The sequence below is a fragment of the Pseudomonas sp. FW305-3-2-15-E-TSA4 genome (assembly GCF_058787295.1).
Genome location: NZ_JBYSZP010000010.1, coordinates 152433 through 166187 on the forward strand (window position 1 = coordinate 152433; position 13755 = coordinate 166187).

The following is a 13755-nucleotide window of genomic DNA, read 5'->3' on the forward strand; positions in this document are numbered from 1 at the left end:
ACAGATAATGAGCGTCCAACTGGAGTACGGCGAAGTCAGCGCCGTTGATTACTTGAACTGCCAGATTCGCGTTCGGCTCGATGACCGCGACGGCGTTGAGAGCTACTGGTTGAACGTTCCGCAGCGTAACACCCAAGGCACGAAACGCCGTCCGTTGATGCCCGAGCTGGGTGAGCAAGTCGCGGTATTGCTGGATTCTGACGGCGTCGGCGGCGTCTACCTGGGCGGCGTCTACTCAACCGCAGAGCCGCCCCCAGTTACGGATGAAGATACTGACTATGTACGCTTTAGTGACGGGACAACGCTCACTTACGACCGCGCCGAGCATGTCATGGCGTTGGTGTGTGTCGGCCAAACCAAGCTCGTTTGCGATAAGAATCTGGACGTTCAGTGCGGCATGCCGGTGACCGTCAAGGCCCCGCTGGTGACTCTGGACAGTCCAGACGTTAAGGCAACCGGCAACTTCACGATTGCCGGAAATCTGGATGTAGGAGGCAATGTCAACGCCGTAGGATCTGTCATGGATGGCGGCGGCAATTCCAACCACCATACCCATTAAGCCGCTGTTTCGCCGCCCCGCACTTGACCCCCTTCATACTTCGCGCCGGCCCTTAGCGCGTGCCGAAGTTTCAAAGCCGGCCGCTCGACGTAGTAATAAGAAACGCCGCTTAGCAGGAACGACAAGAACAACACCGCCGCAACAATATGGCCGTCGTAAGCAACCGGCCAGAAACCCCGCAGAAAATACATCACCACGAAGTGATTCAAGAATACGCCGTAGCTGATGTTCCCAAGGAATTCATCAATTCGGTGAAATTTGAGCTTCGTCAGTAAGAACACGGCGGGCACGCCCAGCGCTATGCCGGCGGTAACCTCGGCGTTGAAAGGCCGACGCTCGATCAAGCCCGCCATAATCGCCACAAAAACCAACGCGGCCGCCAGGGCGGTGCCCGCAGCGATCGCTAAGCCCTTGGCCTGCGGTTTGTAAAGGTAGCTGCCGCACAGGAACATGAACAGGACGCCCGGCAGCAACCGGTAGCCGTACAGATCGGTGTTGATGAAGCCAAGGCACGCGGCCATGAAGACGGCGGCGGACAAGGCGAAGGCAACGCTCCGCGCCCTGTAGATGATCAGGAACGGGATCACCAGGTAAAAGCACATTTCAAGCCCGAGCGACCAAGCCGGCGGCAAGATCTCCACCCCAGCCGCGCCGAACATGTAGAACCCGAGGGGAACCATAGGCAGGCTTGAGGCGATAGTTTTAAAGGTCAACTCGGCCGCTTGAGGCGTTCCTGGCAGCAGAAAATAGATCACCACGCAGGAGGCGACGAAGTAGAAAAGGAACTGAGGGTAAAGCCGCAAGGCCCTGTCCAAGTAGAACAGGCCGACTTTTTCCGGCGCCTTGTAGTTGCGCTCGATCAGCGAGGTCATTACGAAGCCGCTGATGATCAGGAAGGAAATCACGGCAACCACGCCGGGATTTAACCCCATGAACGTTTTGCCCATATGAGAAACAGCGACCAGAACGGCCAAAAGCAGACGAAAAGCTCCCACTTACACCCCCAAACGTCCTTGTAGTTATGGCGCGTAAATTACGATGCTTTGCGCCAGGAGAACAGGCTTTTTCTACGCCCCGGTATTTTCCTCATCCTCTTTAAACTCGATTAAAAGCCGCCGCTAAGCCACTTGCGCATGATGGGCACATGACGACGCCCATTCCCTATACCAGCATCACCGCCGCGCACTGGCAGCCCGCTCTTGGTACTCCGGGAGAGGTTGTTGAGGGCCTGCGTGACATCGACCAGGCTATCCACATCGTTCTGGCCACGCCGAAAGGCAGCGACCCGCATCGGCCCGAATTTGGCAGTGATCTCCACCTCTACATCGACTGGCCGGAGAACCGGGTAACCCCGCACCTGGTGCGAGAGGCGGTCGACACGATCCGCCGCTGGGAAACCCGCGTGGCTGTTGTAAAGGTCGAGGTGATCATCAATGCCCCACAGATCACGCTGCGCGTGCAGTGGCGGGTAGCCGATGGCGTTCCACAGTTGACGGAGGTGCCCTTTGCGCGAGCTGCCTAAACCTATTTTTATCGATGTGGACCCCGCAGCCACCGAGGCCAAGTTGATTGCCCGCTACGAGGAAAAATCGGGGAAAACCCTATACCCCGCCCAAGTGGAGAGGCTGTTCATTGACCAAATTGCCTACGCCGTAACGCGCCAGGAGGCGGCCGTTCAAAACGCCGGCCAGCAGCTTCTGGTGCGATTCGCGAAAGGCCCGATTCTCGACTACCTCGGCGAACTTGTAGCCACCCCACGGTTGCTGGCTGTTCCGGCCCGGTGCGTGTTGCGCTTCAACATGCCGGCAGCGGTGCCGCAACCGCTTTTAATCCGTGCCGGCGCAAAGGTGAGCACTCAGGACGGCAAACTTGTGTTTCTGAGCGACCAGGACGTGGTCATACCCGCCGGACAGTCCAGCATCACGGCCACGGCGACTTGTTTGACGGCTGGGGCATTGGGCAACGGATGGGCCGCTGGGCAAATCAATAGCCTTGTTAATGGCCAAGCGGCCGGTATGACGGCGGTAAACACTACGACATCCGCCGATGGGGCGGAGGATGAACAGGACGACCGATACCGCGAGCGGATCATTCTTGCGCCGGAAGCGTTCAGCAATGCCGGCAGCCGGGGCGCTTACCGCTATCACGCCTTGGCGGTTCATCAATCAATTACTGATGTAGCCGTTCACGGCCCGGATGAAGGTCAGCCGGATGGCCATGTAGCGGTCTATCCGCTGACGAATACCGGTTTGCCCTCTGCTGAAATTCTTGAGCGCGTCCAAACTCGCCTGAGTGGCGAGAAAGTCCGCCCACTGTGCGACACCGTGCACGCTTACAGCCCGGTAGAGATGCCGTTTCAGATTAAGGCTCATCTTACTTTTTACGCAGAAGCGGATCGTGCCGCCGCGTTGGCGGCCGCCAATGCGGCGGCATATGCCTATGCGCAGGATCGCCGCGCCGGGCTAGGCCGGGACATCGTTCGGGAACAGCTGACCGCTCTCCTGCAGGTAAGCGGCGTCTACCGGGCGGAGCTGGAGCAACCCAGTGCGCTGGCAGTGCTCGAAACGAATCATTGGGCCAATTGCGGGGCAATCCAGCTGATTGACGCGGGGGTGGCCATTGGCTGATCAACAGTTGCCCCCCGCGCTGGCGAGCGATGAGCGCTTCGCAACCTTGTGTGAACTGCTCCAAGAGTCGCTGGACGAGATCGATCTCAACGCGATGCTTGTTTACCTGGTCGACCTGGTGCAACCGGCGACGTTGCCGCATCTCGCCGATCAGTTTTCGCTGATGGATGAGGTGGCTTGGCAATTGGCCGAATCGGTGGACGCAAAGCGCGACCTCATAAAAAACGCCGCCGAGCTGCACCGCTTCAAAGGCAACCCGTGGGCGATTCGGGAAGTATTTCGACTCTTGGGTTTTGGGGCTATCCGTATTGATGAAGGGGTTAGCCCCTCGGAAGGCAAGGCGCCTGTTTGGTCGCTCTATCGAGTCGCTCTCCTGGAGCGAGTTATCACCAACGAACAGGCGGCTATGTTGCGTCGTCTTCTTCTCGCCGTCGCGCCAACACGCTGCCGCCTGGTTGAGTTGGATTACCAGGCCGTGCCCCTTCGTTACAACGGGCTGGCGAACTACGACGGTCAGTACAACCACGGGAGCAGTAACTGATGGCAAACCTACCTGAACCGCCCGAATGGGCGGACGGCGTTTATCAGATCGAGACGCCAGACCCGGTCTTGGGTGGCCCCGACGGCATCGCCAACAAGGCGGCAAGGGCACTCGCTAGCCGCACTGTGTGGCTAAAGGCAAAATTTGAAGGGCTAATCGACGGCACAATTACCGCATTCAAAGCCACCAAACTTGCCGCTGCGAGAAAGTTGTCCGTCAGCGGGGCTGCGACTGGCAGCGCCATGTTTGATGGCAGCGCGGACGCGAATATCTCATTAACCCTCGCCGATAGCGGCGTTGCGGCGGGCACCTATGAGAAAGTTACCGTCAACCTTAAGGGGCTGGTGACGGGCGGCGGCGTTTTAGCCGCCTCCGATATTCCCGGTTTGGATTGGGGCAAAATCGTTTCCGGCAAGCCCACCACACTTGCCGGGTACGGCATTACTGATGCGCTCGGCATTAATGGCACAGCTGTCGCCACCAAGAAGCTGGAAACGCCCCGCACGATTTCGACATCAGGAGCGGCGAGCGGCAGCGCATCGTTCGACGGCAGCGCCAACGCAAACCTCGCCCTGACGTTGGCCGACAGCGGCATAGCGGCAGGCACGTACACCAAAATTGCAATCAACGCCAAAGGCTTGGCTACCAGCGGCGGTGGCCTTGCCGCCGCCGATATTCCGGGGCTGGACTGGAGCAAGATCACTTCGGGCAAGCCCAACTCGTTGGCCGGTTACGGGATCGTCGATAGCTACACGCAGAGCCAGACCAATTGGGTAGTCAGCAACGCCTTCGCGAACTTCTCCGCTCCAAACATCCAGGTGCCGGCATTCATCAACGGTTTCGCTGACAGGAACGTGTCGCGGTTCTGGAAGGCCAACGGGAATGTGTACGTGAATATTGACGCGTCACGTTGGGTCAGTAACGGCGCCGGGGCACTTGTCATGTTCACACTTCCGCCTGGCTTTCGGCCACTCATCAGGATGTGTGGAACGGGAGACTGGGCAACCTCCAGCCCATTTGCGCTTGGTTGGCTGTCATGGCGAGTGGAGGCAAGCGGCGAAGTTGTTTTGGACTACGCGACCGGATCAACAGCCGGCGCTGGCGGGTTCGAATGCCAACTGAGCTTCTGTGTACAAGCGGTTTAAGGGGGCAACATGATTTTTGTCATTGATCAAAATGGCCGGTTTCTCTACGCCGCAGACGCGCCAGGCGAAGCCGCTCACTGGACGGCGGCGCCATTGCCTCAGCCCTGCTGGAATCCGCGATTCAAGGGAACGCGGATCAGGGAAACCGGCGAATGGAAAGGCCAGTGGGAGCATGACGGCGAGCCGGTACCAACTGCCGCTGACTTGTGCGCACGGATCGATAACTACGCTGACCAAGCGCGGCAGACCGTAGCGGGTGACCCGCTCCGGGCGGTCGAATACGAGCGAGCTGCGGGCGAGGCTCAAGCCTTCAAAGATGCCGGATACCCTGAGGACGCAGTGCCGCGTACCGTTGCCGCCTGGGCGATTACGGGGCGGACACCTCAAGAAGCCGCCGATAGTATTTTGACCGAGGCGGCCCAATACGCGGAGGTGCTCTACCAGATCCGCGAGCGACGCCTTGAGGCGAAAGAACTGATCAAAGCAAAACTAGCGGCGGGCTCAATCGATGAGGCCAAGCAGATCGCCGATGAAGCCATCAAGGCTATCCAAGCGGCTGTTACCGGCGTTGGCAACGCGAAGGGTTGACGATGAGCGCCGTACGACTGTTGTTCAGCAGTTCGAATAGCCCTATGGGCGCGGTGATCCGTGCGGCCACCTGGTCGCGTTGGAGCCACGTCGCCTTGGTTGCCGGCGATGAGGTGATCGAAGCGGCGCCGTTCTACGGCGTCCGCCAGCTCACGCTCAATGACGCGATTGGTCGGACAAGAGAAACCGCCCTTGTTGAACTGCCTGCCCGCAACCCCCAAAGGATCATCGGCGCGGCGCGTAGCCAGCTCGGCAAACCCTACGACTGGACGGCCGTCCTCGGCCTGGGGCTGCGCCGTGACTGGCAAGAACGGGAAGCCTGGTTTTGTTCGGAGCTAATCGCCTGGTCGGCCGCCGAAGCGGGAGAACCGTGGTACCGCTGCGAGAGTCTGCGCCGGGTAACGCCGCAGCATTTATGGATGCTTCCGCCAGTGGGCGAGCTTTGTACGTGGTGAGATAAAAGAGGGCGACCGGTTCAGGTGTTCGAGCACCTGAACCTGTCGCCAGTAGGCAGATGTAGCCTGCGAACCAGCCTAGGCCCCCTTGCTCGCGCGAGCGGTCGGGAGCCTACCAGAAGTGCAAAAGGTTTGCAGATGATGCAAGAAGTCCGTTGTGGTCAATGCCGTAGATTGCTCGCGAAGATGCTGCCGCCGAGCGAAGTTCAGATTAAGTGCCCCCGCTGCGGGGCCATCAATCACCAGAAGGCCGTGAGCCTCATTTCTAAAGCGCCACCGAGCGCCGATGATAGAGGCTGTCATGGAAAAGCAACGCAAAGCCCCCGGCCGTAACGGGTTCAAGTACAAACCACAGTTTGGCGTCATCGTGGTTTGCCCAAGTGAATCAGAGCAACAGAGCGCCTTCCAGCAGCTCAAGTCACTCGGCTACAAAGTCCGGGTGGTGTGCGTATGAAGGTTGAGGTTTCGCACCGCTGCTCCGACTTCAACAGCTACCGGGCGGCTCGGGTCAAATCTCTATTCAACGTGCAATCGGGCTGCGACGTCGACGTCGCGGCGGATCTGCCGATTGAGGAGTTGTCGTGGAAGATTGGCGTCGTGGTCGGGCCGTCAGGCTCGGGAAAAACAACGCTGGGCAAGGCCATTGGCGCGCTCTACAGCCCGCGATGGCCGAAAAACCTGCCGATCATTGACGCAATTGACCCGATGGGGTCATTCGATGACGTGACCGGCGCGTTGTCGGCCGTTGGGCTGGGAACAGTGCCGGCGTGGCTCCGGCCGTTCGCGGTGCTTTCAAATGGAGAGCAGTTCCGGGCGAACTTGGCCCGGCTCGTTTGTGAAGCGCCGCGAATGGCCGTCGTCGACGAGTTCAGCTCGGTGGTAGACCGGCAAATCGCCCGCGTGGGCGCCGCCGCTTTCGCCAAGGCGTGGCGCCGGACGGCCGGGCAAGTGGTTCTCCTGTCTTGCCACTACGACATCCTTGATTGGGTACAGCCTGACTGGGTTTACGACACCGGTACCGCCGAATTCCACCGGGGGTGGCTTCGGCCAAGACCAAGCTTTGAGCTTGAGATCCGCGAGGCTAAGCAGCGCGACTATGCCCTGTTTGAGCCGCATCACTATTTGAAGCTGCCGCCAATGGTTGCATCCACTCATTACGTCGGCTGGGTCAACGGCGAACCCGTGGCCCACATCGCGTTTTCAACCCGGCCGGGGCTGATCGAGGCGCGGGCGTGCCGTCTGGTGGTGATGCCGGAGTGGCAAGGCGCCGGGGTGGGAATGCGCTTCCTCAACGCCCTGTCCGGCCAATGGCTGGAGGGGCGCAACCGCTACGGCCGGCCGTTACGCACGCTGTTCCATACCAGCCACCCAGGCCTTGCGGCCGCACTCCGTAGGGACAAACGGTGGACGCAGGTCTCGGCTGCGCTCATTGGTGGCAACTACGCCCGGAGCCGTCAAAGCCTCAAGGAGAGCAATCGTCGTCTCGGCCGACACGCCAGTGCCGGCAGCGGTTTCGGCGGCCACTTTCGGGCGGTTCAGGGCTTTCGTTACCTTGGGGAGAACGCATGCGAGTAGCGATCATCGGTCAGAAGTGGTTGGCGGCCGAGCTTTTGAAGCGTTGCATGGCCGAGGGGCACCAGGTGGTGATCGCCATCGCCCCAGCCCTTGGGGCGGATGGGGAGTACGACAGGCTCTACGCGGCCGCGCAACAAATGGGCGTCCCGGCGGATTGCACGCAAGGGCGCCTGAGCGCTGACCAGGTGCCGGCGTGTGACGTCATCCTGACCGCACACGCCCACGTCTATATAAAGGAAGAAGTCCGCGCCAAAGCAACACACGGCGCGCTGGGCTACCACCCCTCATTGCTGCCAAGGCATCGAGGTAGAGACGCAGTGCATTGGGCGATTCAGATGCGGGAGCCGATCACGGGCGGCTCGGTCTATTGGCTGGACGACGGGGCGGATACCGGGCCAGTACTTGTCCAAGACTGGTGCCACATCCGTTCGGATGACACGGCGCAATTGCTGTGGCGCAGAGAACTTGCCCCGATGGGGCTTCGACTGTTCTCCCAAGCACTGGCGATGCTCGATTCCGGCATCGACTGCAAAGGCCGCCCTCAAGATCCCGATCTGGCGACATGGGAGCCGGGCGTATCAAACAGGCGATTGTCAGGGTGAAACAACGAAGGCCCCGCGAGGGGCCTTCTTTATGCAATTCTTTTGCACTATGCGAAAATCTTTTCAAGTCCATTTATCGCGCATCAAAGCCCGAATTTTTCGCGCCGCGCATCACCTAACCAACCTAGGCATCTCCACCCCCTCCCCCAACCTCTCCACCCCCAACCTTACCCTCTCCCCGCCCTGCTCAATCACCACCCCATCCCCCTCCACCGCCACCAACTTCACCCCCGGCCCCACCCTCTCCCCCTGCAAAAAACTCCTCGGCGGCCCATCATTCAAACTCAAAATCGCCACCGCCCCCCGACTCCCCGCCATCACCCCGCTCACTTTGATGTCCATCGGCGCCGTTTGATTGGAAAACCACTGCAACGCCGGGCTGTCACTGCGTGCCGCGAGCATTTGCGGTGGCGCCGGAGGGGTGTGGGATTCGGCAGAGGTCAGGAGTAGCGACGACCAGGTCGCGACGCCAACCAGGGCGGCGAGCAGTGCGAGGGCCTGGACGGCTTGCGGGGGGGATATGCGGGTGGTGAGCATCATGGGCTGAATCTCCTTTTAGTCCCTGCTGACAGGCTACGCGGCAATTCTCACGGTTTTATTTCACACGGCTTACATGTTGGCCGTGCAGGATGTTTTTTTGGGACGGGGCTGGACGCAACGGAGTGCGCAACCGATGAATGTGGGCAAGCAACGGGGCTTTACGCTGATTGAGCTGATGGTGGTGCTGGTGATCATCGGGATTGCCAGTGCGGCGATCAGTCTGAGTATCAAGCCGGATCCGCTGCAGTTGCTGCGCAAGGACGCCGAGCGGGTGGCGCAGTTGCTGCAGGTGGCGCAGGCGGAGGCCCGCGCCGATGGCCGGCCGATTGTGTGGCTGAGCGATGGCAAGGGCTTTCGGTTCAGTCGGCGCAGTGACAGTGGTCGGGGGTTCGAGCATTTCAAGGATGACCCGCAGTTGCGGCCGCGCACCTGGCAGAGTCCGAAGCTGGAGGTGCGGGTAGAGCCGAAGCAGAAGGTGGTGCTCAACGCCGAGTGGATCAATCCGCCGCTGCAATTGACCCTGTCTGATGGGCTGAATCGGCTGAGTGTACTGCGCGATGCCAGTGGAAGGATCAGTGTGCAATGAACGATCAACGGGGCTTTACCCTGATCGAGGTGATGGTCGCTATTTTGCTGATGGCGGTGGTCAGTCTGATCGCCTGGCGCGGGCTGGACAGTGTGACGCGGGCGGACAGTCATTTGCAGGCGAGCAGTGAGCAGAGTGACAGTTTGTTGCGGGCGTTGAATCAGTTGCAGCGTGATGTGGAGATGCGTGCGGGGATTGAATTGACTGAGCCGAAGAAGGTTGGCGTGGATGATGAGCCGCCGAGTGCGCCGCCTGCGCTGACGGTGCGGAGCAGTGATAGCAAGGGGTTTCGGCTGGATATTATTCGCCGTGCGGCGGATCAGCCTGGGGCTTTGCAGCGGGTGCGGTGGTGGGTCAAGGGGGATACGTTGTATCGGGCTGTGGCTGAGGCGCGCAGTCGTTATCCGTTGCCGGCGCCGGGGGCTGGGGTGGCGGTGTTGCAGGGTGTGAGTGATGTGCAGGTGCGGGTTTGGGAGGTGGATAAGGGTTGGCGGCAGTTGAGTGGGAATCGGCGGGAGGATCCGTTGGGGTTGGAGGTTCGGTTGACGCGGGAGACGGCGCAGGGGGTGGAGCGGTATCGGCAGGTGATGGGGCCGCTGCAGTAGCTAGCATCACTGCATAAACTTGTGGGAGCGGGCTTGCTCGCGAATGCGGTGGGTCAGTTGATGATGAGTTGGCTGAGTGGACGCCTTCGCGAGCAAGCCCGCTCCCACAGTTGGATTGGGTTTGGTCAGTTGGGGAATGGTTGGCTTGGGGGCTGTCATCGCTGGTAGGTCAGCTCCCACAAGCCGGTAGATATTGGTCGGCTGTCGGGCCGTCATCGCGGGCGGGCTCACTCCTACAAGTGGATGGTATGCAGTCTGAGAGAGATGAGTTGGCTGGAAGGTCGTCTTCGCGAGCAGGCTCGCTCCCACAGGGGGTGGTGGGGTTGGTGGGATTGGGGTCAGCTGAGGACGACGACGCCGCCGGGGAGTTCGGTGCATTTGACGCCGTAGGCGTCGCGGATCAGCAGGGCGACGCCGGCGAGTTGGTCGAGGCTGAAGCGGGCCTGTACGCGGCGTTGGCCGAGTTCGCGGTTGAGCAGCAGCAACATGCCGGGGCGGTAGCGGTTGATCTCGTCGATCATCTGGCTGAGGGTTGCGCCGTTGAATACCAGTACCTGTTGGCGCCAGTTCATCACCGCGGCTGTGTCGACGCTCTGCACCGCGCCCACCTGTTGCCCGTCGTAGGTCAGTTGCTCACCGGGCTGCAAACGCAGGCTGCGACCATCGACATTGACGTCCACCGAACCATCAAGGCAAGTCACGCATACTTGCTGATCGGTGTTACGCAGGTTGAACCGCGCCTGACTCGCCCGCAACCACCCTCCTCCGGCCTGCATCGCCAATGGCAACCGCGCGGTCTGCACTTCGACTTCGCCGCTGACCAGCTCAAAACCTTGCACGCCATCATCGCCAGAACGCTGGTTGATGCGGGTCTGAGTGTTGAGTTCCAGGCGCACGCCGTCGGCTGGTTCGAAGCGCTTCTGCTGGCCGACCTCGGTGATGTAATCGGCGCCGAGCCCTTCGAAACCACCGGGAATCGTGCCGCGCACCAGCAGAAACGCCGCCGATGCCGCGATAGCACCACCGAGAAACGCCCGGCGACCGAAGCGCCGAGGCGACTGCAGCATTTCAGCGGCAGGCTGCAGGTTGTGCCACAACACCTTGGCCTCTTCGAAAGCGCAGGCATGTTCGGCGCTTTGCGCGCACCAGTCGCGCAAGGCGCGGGCGTCGGCCACGGTGGCGCGGCCGGAGGTCAGCAGGACCAACCAGTCGTGGGCTTCGCTGTGCAGATTGTCGGCCGCCGATGGCTCGGCAGGTGTCAGTCGAAAGATGTTCAAACGCGCAGATTCTCAACGAAATGATCGGGCACTATTCAGAAGACGGTTTTCCGGCCCCGCGACCGAACCGCTGAAACACTTTTCTTTCCAGTTTCGCTGCGCAGAAGCCCAATGCAGCTTTGATTTCCTTCTCGACCATGCGTGTGGAAATGCCGAAGCGCTGGGAGATTTCCATGTGCGGCGCCTCCTCCAGCCGTGCCGCGATGAAGATTCTGCGACGTCGTGCGGGCAGTTCGTAGAGGGCGCTGAGCAGCGACTGGATTTCCTTCTGCCCACCCACCACTCGCGCCGGATCCAGCGCTTCGTCGCCGATCTGCAGCAGCTCTTCGACTTCCTCGCCGGTGAGCAGGCGCGCATCGGCCTGACGGCGGTCGGCGGCGATGTTCAGGGCCATGCGATAGAGGTAGGCGTTGGGCCGCAGCAGGTTCGGCGGCGTTTCCATGCGGTCGACCCGCAGGTAGGTTTCGTGCAGCACGTCGTTGGCCAGGTCTTCCGAGCCGAGACGGCGGCGCAAGCGCACCCGAAAGTCCTCGTAGGACGTCAGGAACAGCTGGACCATCGAACCTTGTCCGGTGTCTTTCATCCCCCGGAAACTCCTTCCCATTTGGTGCATTCCATGCGTTTCCCTGACGACTCCGGTAACAACAGCAACGTGACCGGCTGACGCAACGCGCTGGGCGTCGGCCGGTCGATCCTGAGATTGCGAAAGCTCTCCACCAGCGCGGTATCGCGCCGTACATCACCGGTGGTGGTGACCAACCGGTTGTGCTGCACCACGCCGTCGCGCCCGACCCAGACCTGCAACACCGCGCGATAACTGCCCGGACGGGTCAGCGGCGAACGGCACAGGTTGCGCTCGATCGCCGCTTGCACCGCGGTGGCGTAACTGCGACTCACGGCGGCGCTTGCCGGCGTGGACTTCTCCAGGGCCGATGGCACGTCCTCGACCTGAGCCACCTGCAAGGTGAACGCATCGTCGCGGGCATAACGCGCCATCAGGCCGCTGCCGCCGAGCAAACGGCGCAGCGCATCAGCAGCGGTGTATTCGCCATCGACCGCCAACGAGCGCCGGCCACGACTCAACTGACTGTCGACCAGCACCGCCACCCCGGTGGCATGGCTGTACTGATCCAGCGCCCGGGCCAGGTCCTGCGCCGGGATGTGCAGCGTCATGCGCAAGTCGGCCGGCACCGGTTCGGCTGTCGCAGCGCCGCTGAACCAGCCAAGCAGCAGCCCCAGACTCACCCGGCGCACAAGAGTCGCTGAACGCTGAAGACCGTCCCTGGAACTGCCTCGCTGCACGGCTGACGTACCCCTGAAAACCGTCATCCTGATGGCTGTTTATGAATCTGGTGTGACGGGCGGTGCAAAAAAACCATCACGGGATTCGCCCAAGGCTTGCACTAGACTGCAATCAGAGAACGGCCGCTTCGGGCCGGCCAGGAGGCTTGCATGAAATCACTGTGGAAATTCGCCCTCGGCGGGCTGCTGCTGAGCGCCTTCGCCAGCGCCCAGGCCGAGCAGCCGCTGGGCTGTGTGGAAGTGACGGTGGGTGGCTACAAGGCGCCGAATTACGACTGCCTGAGCCAGCAGATGGGCAACAATCCCGAGGGTGCTGCCGCTGCGCAGAAGAATCAGGAAGCGCTGAATGTGCCGGTGAACAAGCGGCCACCGAATCAGGTCGGGCTTGCGACGCCGGCGGCGACCAGTACGCGGATGGGCAATACCTTTGGTACTTCAGTCAAACCACAGCGCCCACCCGCCAATAACGGAACATCCCCATTAACCAATAAATGAATCAAACACCTGAGGCTAAGAAACTCACACACCTACACGAAGGGGAAACACACCTGTGGCGAGGGGATTTATCCCCGATCGGCTGCGCAGCAGTCGTCAATCCCGCTGACTCGGTTTATCTGACGGGACCCGCGTCGGATTGTTTTGGGCCTGCTGCGCAGGCCATCGGGGATAAATCCCCTCACCACAAGGAATACCTCAATCACTAGAAATACCCCAATTACAGGGTATGCACGTCAGTCGCTCGGGGTCTGGCGGAAGCTTACGGCCAGACGATTCCAGCTGTTGATGGTGGTGACGGCCATGGTCAGATCCACCAGTTCAGCCTCACTGAATTGCGCTTTGGCCAACTGATAAACATCGTCCGGCACATGGCTTTCAGCCAACAGCGTCACTGCTTCGGCCCAGGCCAACGCCGCCCGCTCACGCGGATTGAAAAAGCCGCTGTCGCGCCACACCGCAATCGCATACAAACGCCGCTCACTCTCCCCGGCCCGCCGCGCGTCCACCGAGTGCATGTCGGTGCAGAACGCGCAGCCGTTGAGCTGCGAGGCGCGGATCCTGATCAGTTGCAACAGCGGCGCCTCGATGCTCAGATCGCTGGTCAGCGCCTCCATGGCGATCATCGCTTTCATCGCCTTGGGCGATGCGTTGTAGTAGTCCAGACGCGGGGACATGGCAGGTCTCGGGAAGCGGAATGATGAGTTCACGGTAAGCGCTGAGCCCTCGGCATTACAGCCCCAATTCCACGAAAAACCGCTACACCACTGCCCCCCGACCAAACACATAACCTTGTAGGAGTGAGCCTGCTCGCGATAGCGGTCATTCAGTCACCGCCATGTTGGATGTGCCGACGTC

The 13755-nt window shown here is 60.9% G+C and carries 20 protein-coding genes; 14 read left to right on the forward strand and 6 right to left on the reverse strand.

What is annotated here, in order from left to right; genetic code table 11:
- Positions 1 to 7 precede the first annotated feature (7 nt).
- Positions 8 to 559, forward strand: coding sequence for a phage baseplate assembly protein V (locus AC3WMV_RS15705; RefSeq protein WP_103367937.1), 552 nt, complete (start codon positions 8 to 10; stop codon positions 557 to 559).
- Here the strand turns inward: AC3WMV_RS15705 and AC3WMV_RS15710 are convergent.
- A complete protein-coding gene (locus tag AC3WMV_RS15710) occupies positions 556 to 1554 on the reverse strand; it encodes an acyltransferase family protein (protein ID WP_103370541.1) in 999 nt (332 codons plus the stop codon). The two genes, AC3WMV_RS15705 and AC3WMV_RS15710, sit on opposite strands and share 4 nt — an antisense overlap.
- A gap of 149 nt (positions 1555 to 1703) precedes the next feature.
- Here AC3WMV_RS15710 and AC3WMV_RS15715 point away from each other — a divergent pair, with 149 nt between their 5' ends.
- From AC3WMV_RS15715 to AC3WMV_RS15760, 10 genes are all read left to right on the forward strand, one after another.
- Positions 1704 to 2081: a GPW/gp25 family protein gene (locus tag AC3WMV_RS15715; protein ID WP_103367939.1), complete on the forward strand. Its 378-nt coding sequence runs from the start codon at positions 1704 to 1706 to the stop codon at positions 2079 to 2081.
- Positions 2065 to 3186: a baseplate assembly protein gene (locus AC3WMV_RS15720; protein WP_103367940.1), complete on the forward strand. Its 1122-nt coding sequence runs from the start codon at positions 2065 to 2067 to the stop codon at positions 3184 to 3186. Before AC3WMV_RS15715 ends, AC3WMV_RS15720 begins: the two co-directional genes overlap by 17 nt.
- Entirely contained in the window at positions 3179 to 3727 is a 549-nt protein-coding gene (locus tag AC3WMV_RS15725) for a phage tail protein (protein WP_103367948.1), read from the forward strand. The genes AC3WMV_RS15720 and AC3WMV_RS15725 overlap by 8 nt, the downstream gene beginning before the upstream one ends.
- On the forward strand, positions 3727 to 4872 hold the full coding sequence (locus tag AC3WMV_RS15730) for a hypothetical protein (protein ID WP_178085234.1): 1146 nt from the start codon (positions 3727 to 3729) through the stop codon (positions 4870 to 4872). Before AC3WMV_RS15725 ends, AC3WMV_RS15730 begins: the two co-directional genes overlap by 1 nt.
- Before the next feature lie 9 nt (positions 4873 to 4881).
- Positions 4882 to 5460 carry a phage tail protein gene (locus tag AC3WMV_RS15735; protein WP_256584861.1) on the forward strand — a complete coding sequence of 193 codons (579 nt, stop codon included), beginning with the start codon at positions 4882 to 4884 and terminating at the stop codon, positions 5458 to 5460.
- 2 nt (positions 5461 to 5462) lie between these two features.
- Positions 5463 to 5915, forward strand: a complete 453-nt coding sequence (locus tag AC3WMV_RS15740; protein ID WP_103367941.1) for a YiiX/YebB-like N1pC/P60 family cysteine hydrolase — start codon at positions 5463 to 5465, stop codon at positions 5913 to 5915.
- Between the two features lie 138 nt (positions 5916 to 6053).
- Positions 6054 to 6248, forward strand: a complete 195-nt coding sequence (locus tag AC3WMV_RS15745) for a zinc finger domain-containing protein (RefSeq protein WP_103367942.1) — start codon at positions 6054 to 6056, stop codon at positions 6246 to 6248.
- A complete protein-coding gene (locus tag AC3WMV_RS15750) occupies positions 6217 to 6369 on the forward strand; it encodes a hypothetical protein (RefSeq protein ID WP_178085235.1) in 153 nt (50 codons plus the stop codon). Before AC3WMV_RS15745 ends, AC3WMV_RS15750 begins: the two co-directional genes overlap by 32 nt.
- Positions 6366 to 7490: a GNAT family N-acetyltransferase gene (locus AC3WMV_RS15755; protein WP_103367943.1), complete on the forward strand. Its 1125-nt coding sequence runs from the start codon at positions 6366 to 6368 to the stop codon at positions 7488 to 7490. Before AC3WMV_RS15750 ends, AC3WMV_RS15755 begins: the two co-directional genes overlap by 4 nt.
- The gene (locus AC3WMV_RS15760; RefSeq protein WP_103367944.1) at positions 7481 to 8092 is read left to right on the forward strand and encodes a formyltransferase family protein; all 612 of its coding nucleotides are present in this window, start codon (positions 7481 to 7483) and stop codon (positions 8090 to 8092) included. The genes AC3WMV_RS15755 and AC3WMV_RS15760 overlap by 10 nt, the downstream gene beginning before the upstream one ends.
- Before the next feature lie 111 nt (positions 8093 to 8203).
- Here AC3WMV_RS15760 and AC3WMV_RS15765 read toward each other — a convergent pair whose 3' ends face one another.
- Positions 8204 to 8632: a type II secretion system protein N gene (locus AC3WMV_RS15765; protein WP_492561394.1), complete on the reverse strand. Its 429-nt coding sequence runs from the start codon at positions 8630 to 8632 to the stop codon at positions 8204 to 8206.
- Between the two features lie 133 nt (positions 8633 to 8765).
- Between AC3WMV_RS15765 and gspH the strand changes: the two genes are divergently transcribed.
- Positions 8766 to 9218, forward strand: a complete 453-nt coding sequence (gene gspH / locus AC3WMV_RS15770) for a type II secretion system minor pseudopilin GspH (protein WP_103369821.1) — start codon at positions 8766 to 8768, stop codon at positions 9216 to 9218.
- Positions 9215 to 9823, forward strand: a complete 609-nt coding sequence (locus tag AC3WMV_RS15775) for a type II secretion system protein GspJ (RefSeq protein WP_103369820.1) — start codon at positions 9215 to 9217, stop codon at positions 9821 to 9823. The genes gspH and AC3WMV_RS15775 overlap by 4 nt, the downstream gene beginning before the upstream one ends.
- 338 nt (positions 9824 to 10161) lie before the next feature.
- Here AC3WMV_RS15775 and AC3WMV_RS15780 read toward each other — a convergent pair whose 3' ends face one another.
- The 3 genes from AC3WMV_RS15780 to AC3WMV_RS15790 are packed head-to-tail and all read right to left on the reverse strand — an operon-like array spanning position 10162 to position 12345.
- Positions 10162 to 11100 (reverse strand): FecR family protein, encoded by a 939-nt coding sequence (locus AC3WMV_RS15780; RefSeq protein ID WP_103369819.1) that lies wholly within the window; start codon positions 11098 to 11100, stop codon positions 10162 to 10164.
- Positions 11101 to 11131: 31 nt separating this feature from the next.
- A complete protein-coding gene (locus tag AC3WMV_RS15785; RefSeq protein ID WP_103369818.1) occupies positions 11132 to 11683 on the reverse strand; it encodes an RNA polymerase sigma factor in 552 nt (183 codons plus the stop codon).
- On the reverse strand, positions 11680 to 12345 hold the full coding sequence (locus AC3WMV_RS15790) for a secretin and TonB N-terminal domain-containing protein (protein ID WP_256584967.1): 666 nt from the start codon (positions 12343 to 12345) through the stop codon (positions 11680 to 11682). Before AC3WMV_RS15790 ends, AC3WMV_RS15785 begins: the two co-directional genes overlap by 4 nt.
- A gap of 207 nt (positions 12346 to 12552) precedes the next feature.
- Here AC3WMV_RS15790 and AC3WMV_RS15795 point away from each other — a divergent pair, with 207 nt between their 5' ends.
- Entirely contained in the window at positions 12553 to 12897 is a 345-nt protein-coding gene (locus tag AC3WMV_RS15795) for a hypothetical protein (protein WP_103369816.1), read from the forward strand.
- A gap of 236 nt (positions 12898 to 13133) precedes the next feature.
- Here AC3WMV_RS15795 and AC3WMV_RS15800 read toward each other — a convergent pair whose 3' ends face one another.
- Positions 13134 to 13574, reverse strand: coding sequence for a carboxymuconolactone decarboxylase family protein (locus AC3WMV_RS15800; protein ID WP_095136362.1), 441 nt, complete (start codon positions 13572 to 13574; stop codon positions 13134 to 13136).
- Positions 13575 to 13755: the final 181 nt, after the last annotated feature.

Coding starts and splice junctions, on each gene's coding strand:
- AC3WMV_RS15745 (WP_103367942.1), top strand. CDS start 6,054: ATGATGCAAGAAGTCCGTTGTGGTCAATGCCGTAGATTGCTCGCGAAG.
- AC3WMV_RS15760 (WP_103367944.1), top strand. CDS start 7,481: ATGCGAGTAGCGATCATCGGTCAGAAGTGGTTGGCGGCCGAGCTTTTG.
- AC3WMV_RS15765 (WP_492561394.1), bottom strand. CDS start 8,632: ATGATGCTCACCACCCGCATATCCCCCCCGCAAGCCGTCCAGGCCCTC.
- AC3WMV_RS15740 (WP_103367941.1), top strand. CDS start 5,463: ATGAGCGCCGTACGACTGTTGTTCAGCAGTTCGAATAGCCCTATGGGC.
- AC3WMV_RS15775 (WP_103369820.1), top strand. CDS start 9,215: ATGAACGATCAACGGGGCTTTACCCTGATCGAGGTGATGGTCGCTATT.
- AC3WMV_RS15755 (WP_103367943.1), top strand. CDS start 6,366: ATGAAGGTTGAGGTTTCGCACCGCTGCTCCGACTTCAACAGCTACCGG.
- gspH (WP_103369821.1), top strand. CDS start 8,766: ATGAATGTGGGCAAGCAACGGGGCTTTACGCTGATTGAGCTGATGGTG.
- AC3WMV_RS15795 (WP_103369816.1), top strand. CDS start 12,553: ATGAAATCACTGTGGAAATTCGCCCTCGGCGGGCTGCTGCTGAGCGCC.
- AC3WMV_RS15785 (WP_103369818.1), bottom strand. CDS start 11,683: ATGAAAGACACCGGACAAGGTTCGATGGTCCAGCTGTTCCTGACGTCC.
- AC3WMV_RS15705 (WP_103367937.1), top strand. CDS start 8: ATGAGCGTCCAACTGGAGTACGGCGAAGTCAGCGCCGTTGATTACTTG.
- AC3WMV_RS15715 (WP_103367939.1), top strand. CDS start 1,704: ATGACGACGCCCATTCCCTATACCAGCATCACCGCCGCGCACTGGCAG.
- AC3WMV_RS15750 (WP_178085235.1), top strand. CDS start 6,217: ATGGAAAAGCAACGCAAAGCCCCCGGCCGTAACGGGTTCAAGTACAAA.
- AC3WMV_RS15735 (WP_256584861.1), top strand. CDS start 4,882: ATGATTTTTGTCATTGATCAAAATGGCCGGTTTCTCTACGCCGCAGAC.
- AC3WMV_RS15800 (WP_095136362.1), bottom strand. CDS start 13,574: ATGTCCCCGCGTCTGGACTACTACAACGCATCGCCCAAGGCGATGAAA.
- AC3WMV_RS15730 (WP_178085234.1), top strand. CDS start 3,727: ATGGCAAACCTACCTGAACCGCCCGAATGGGCGGACGGCGTTTATCAG.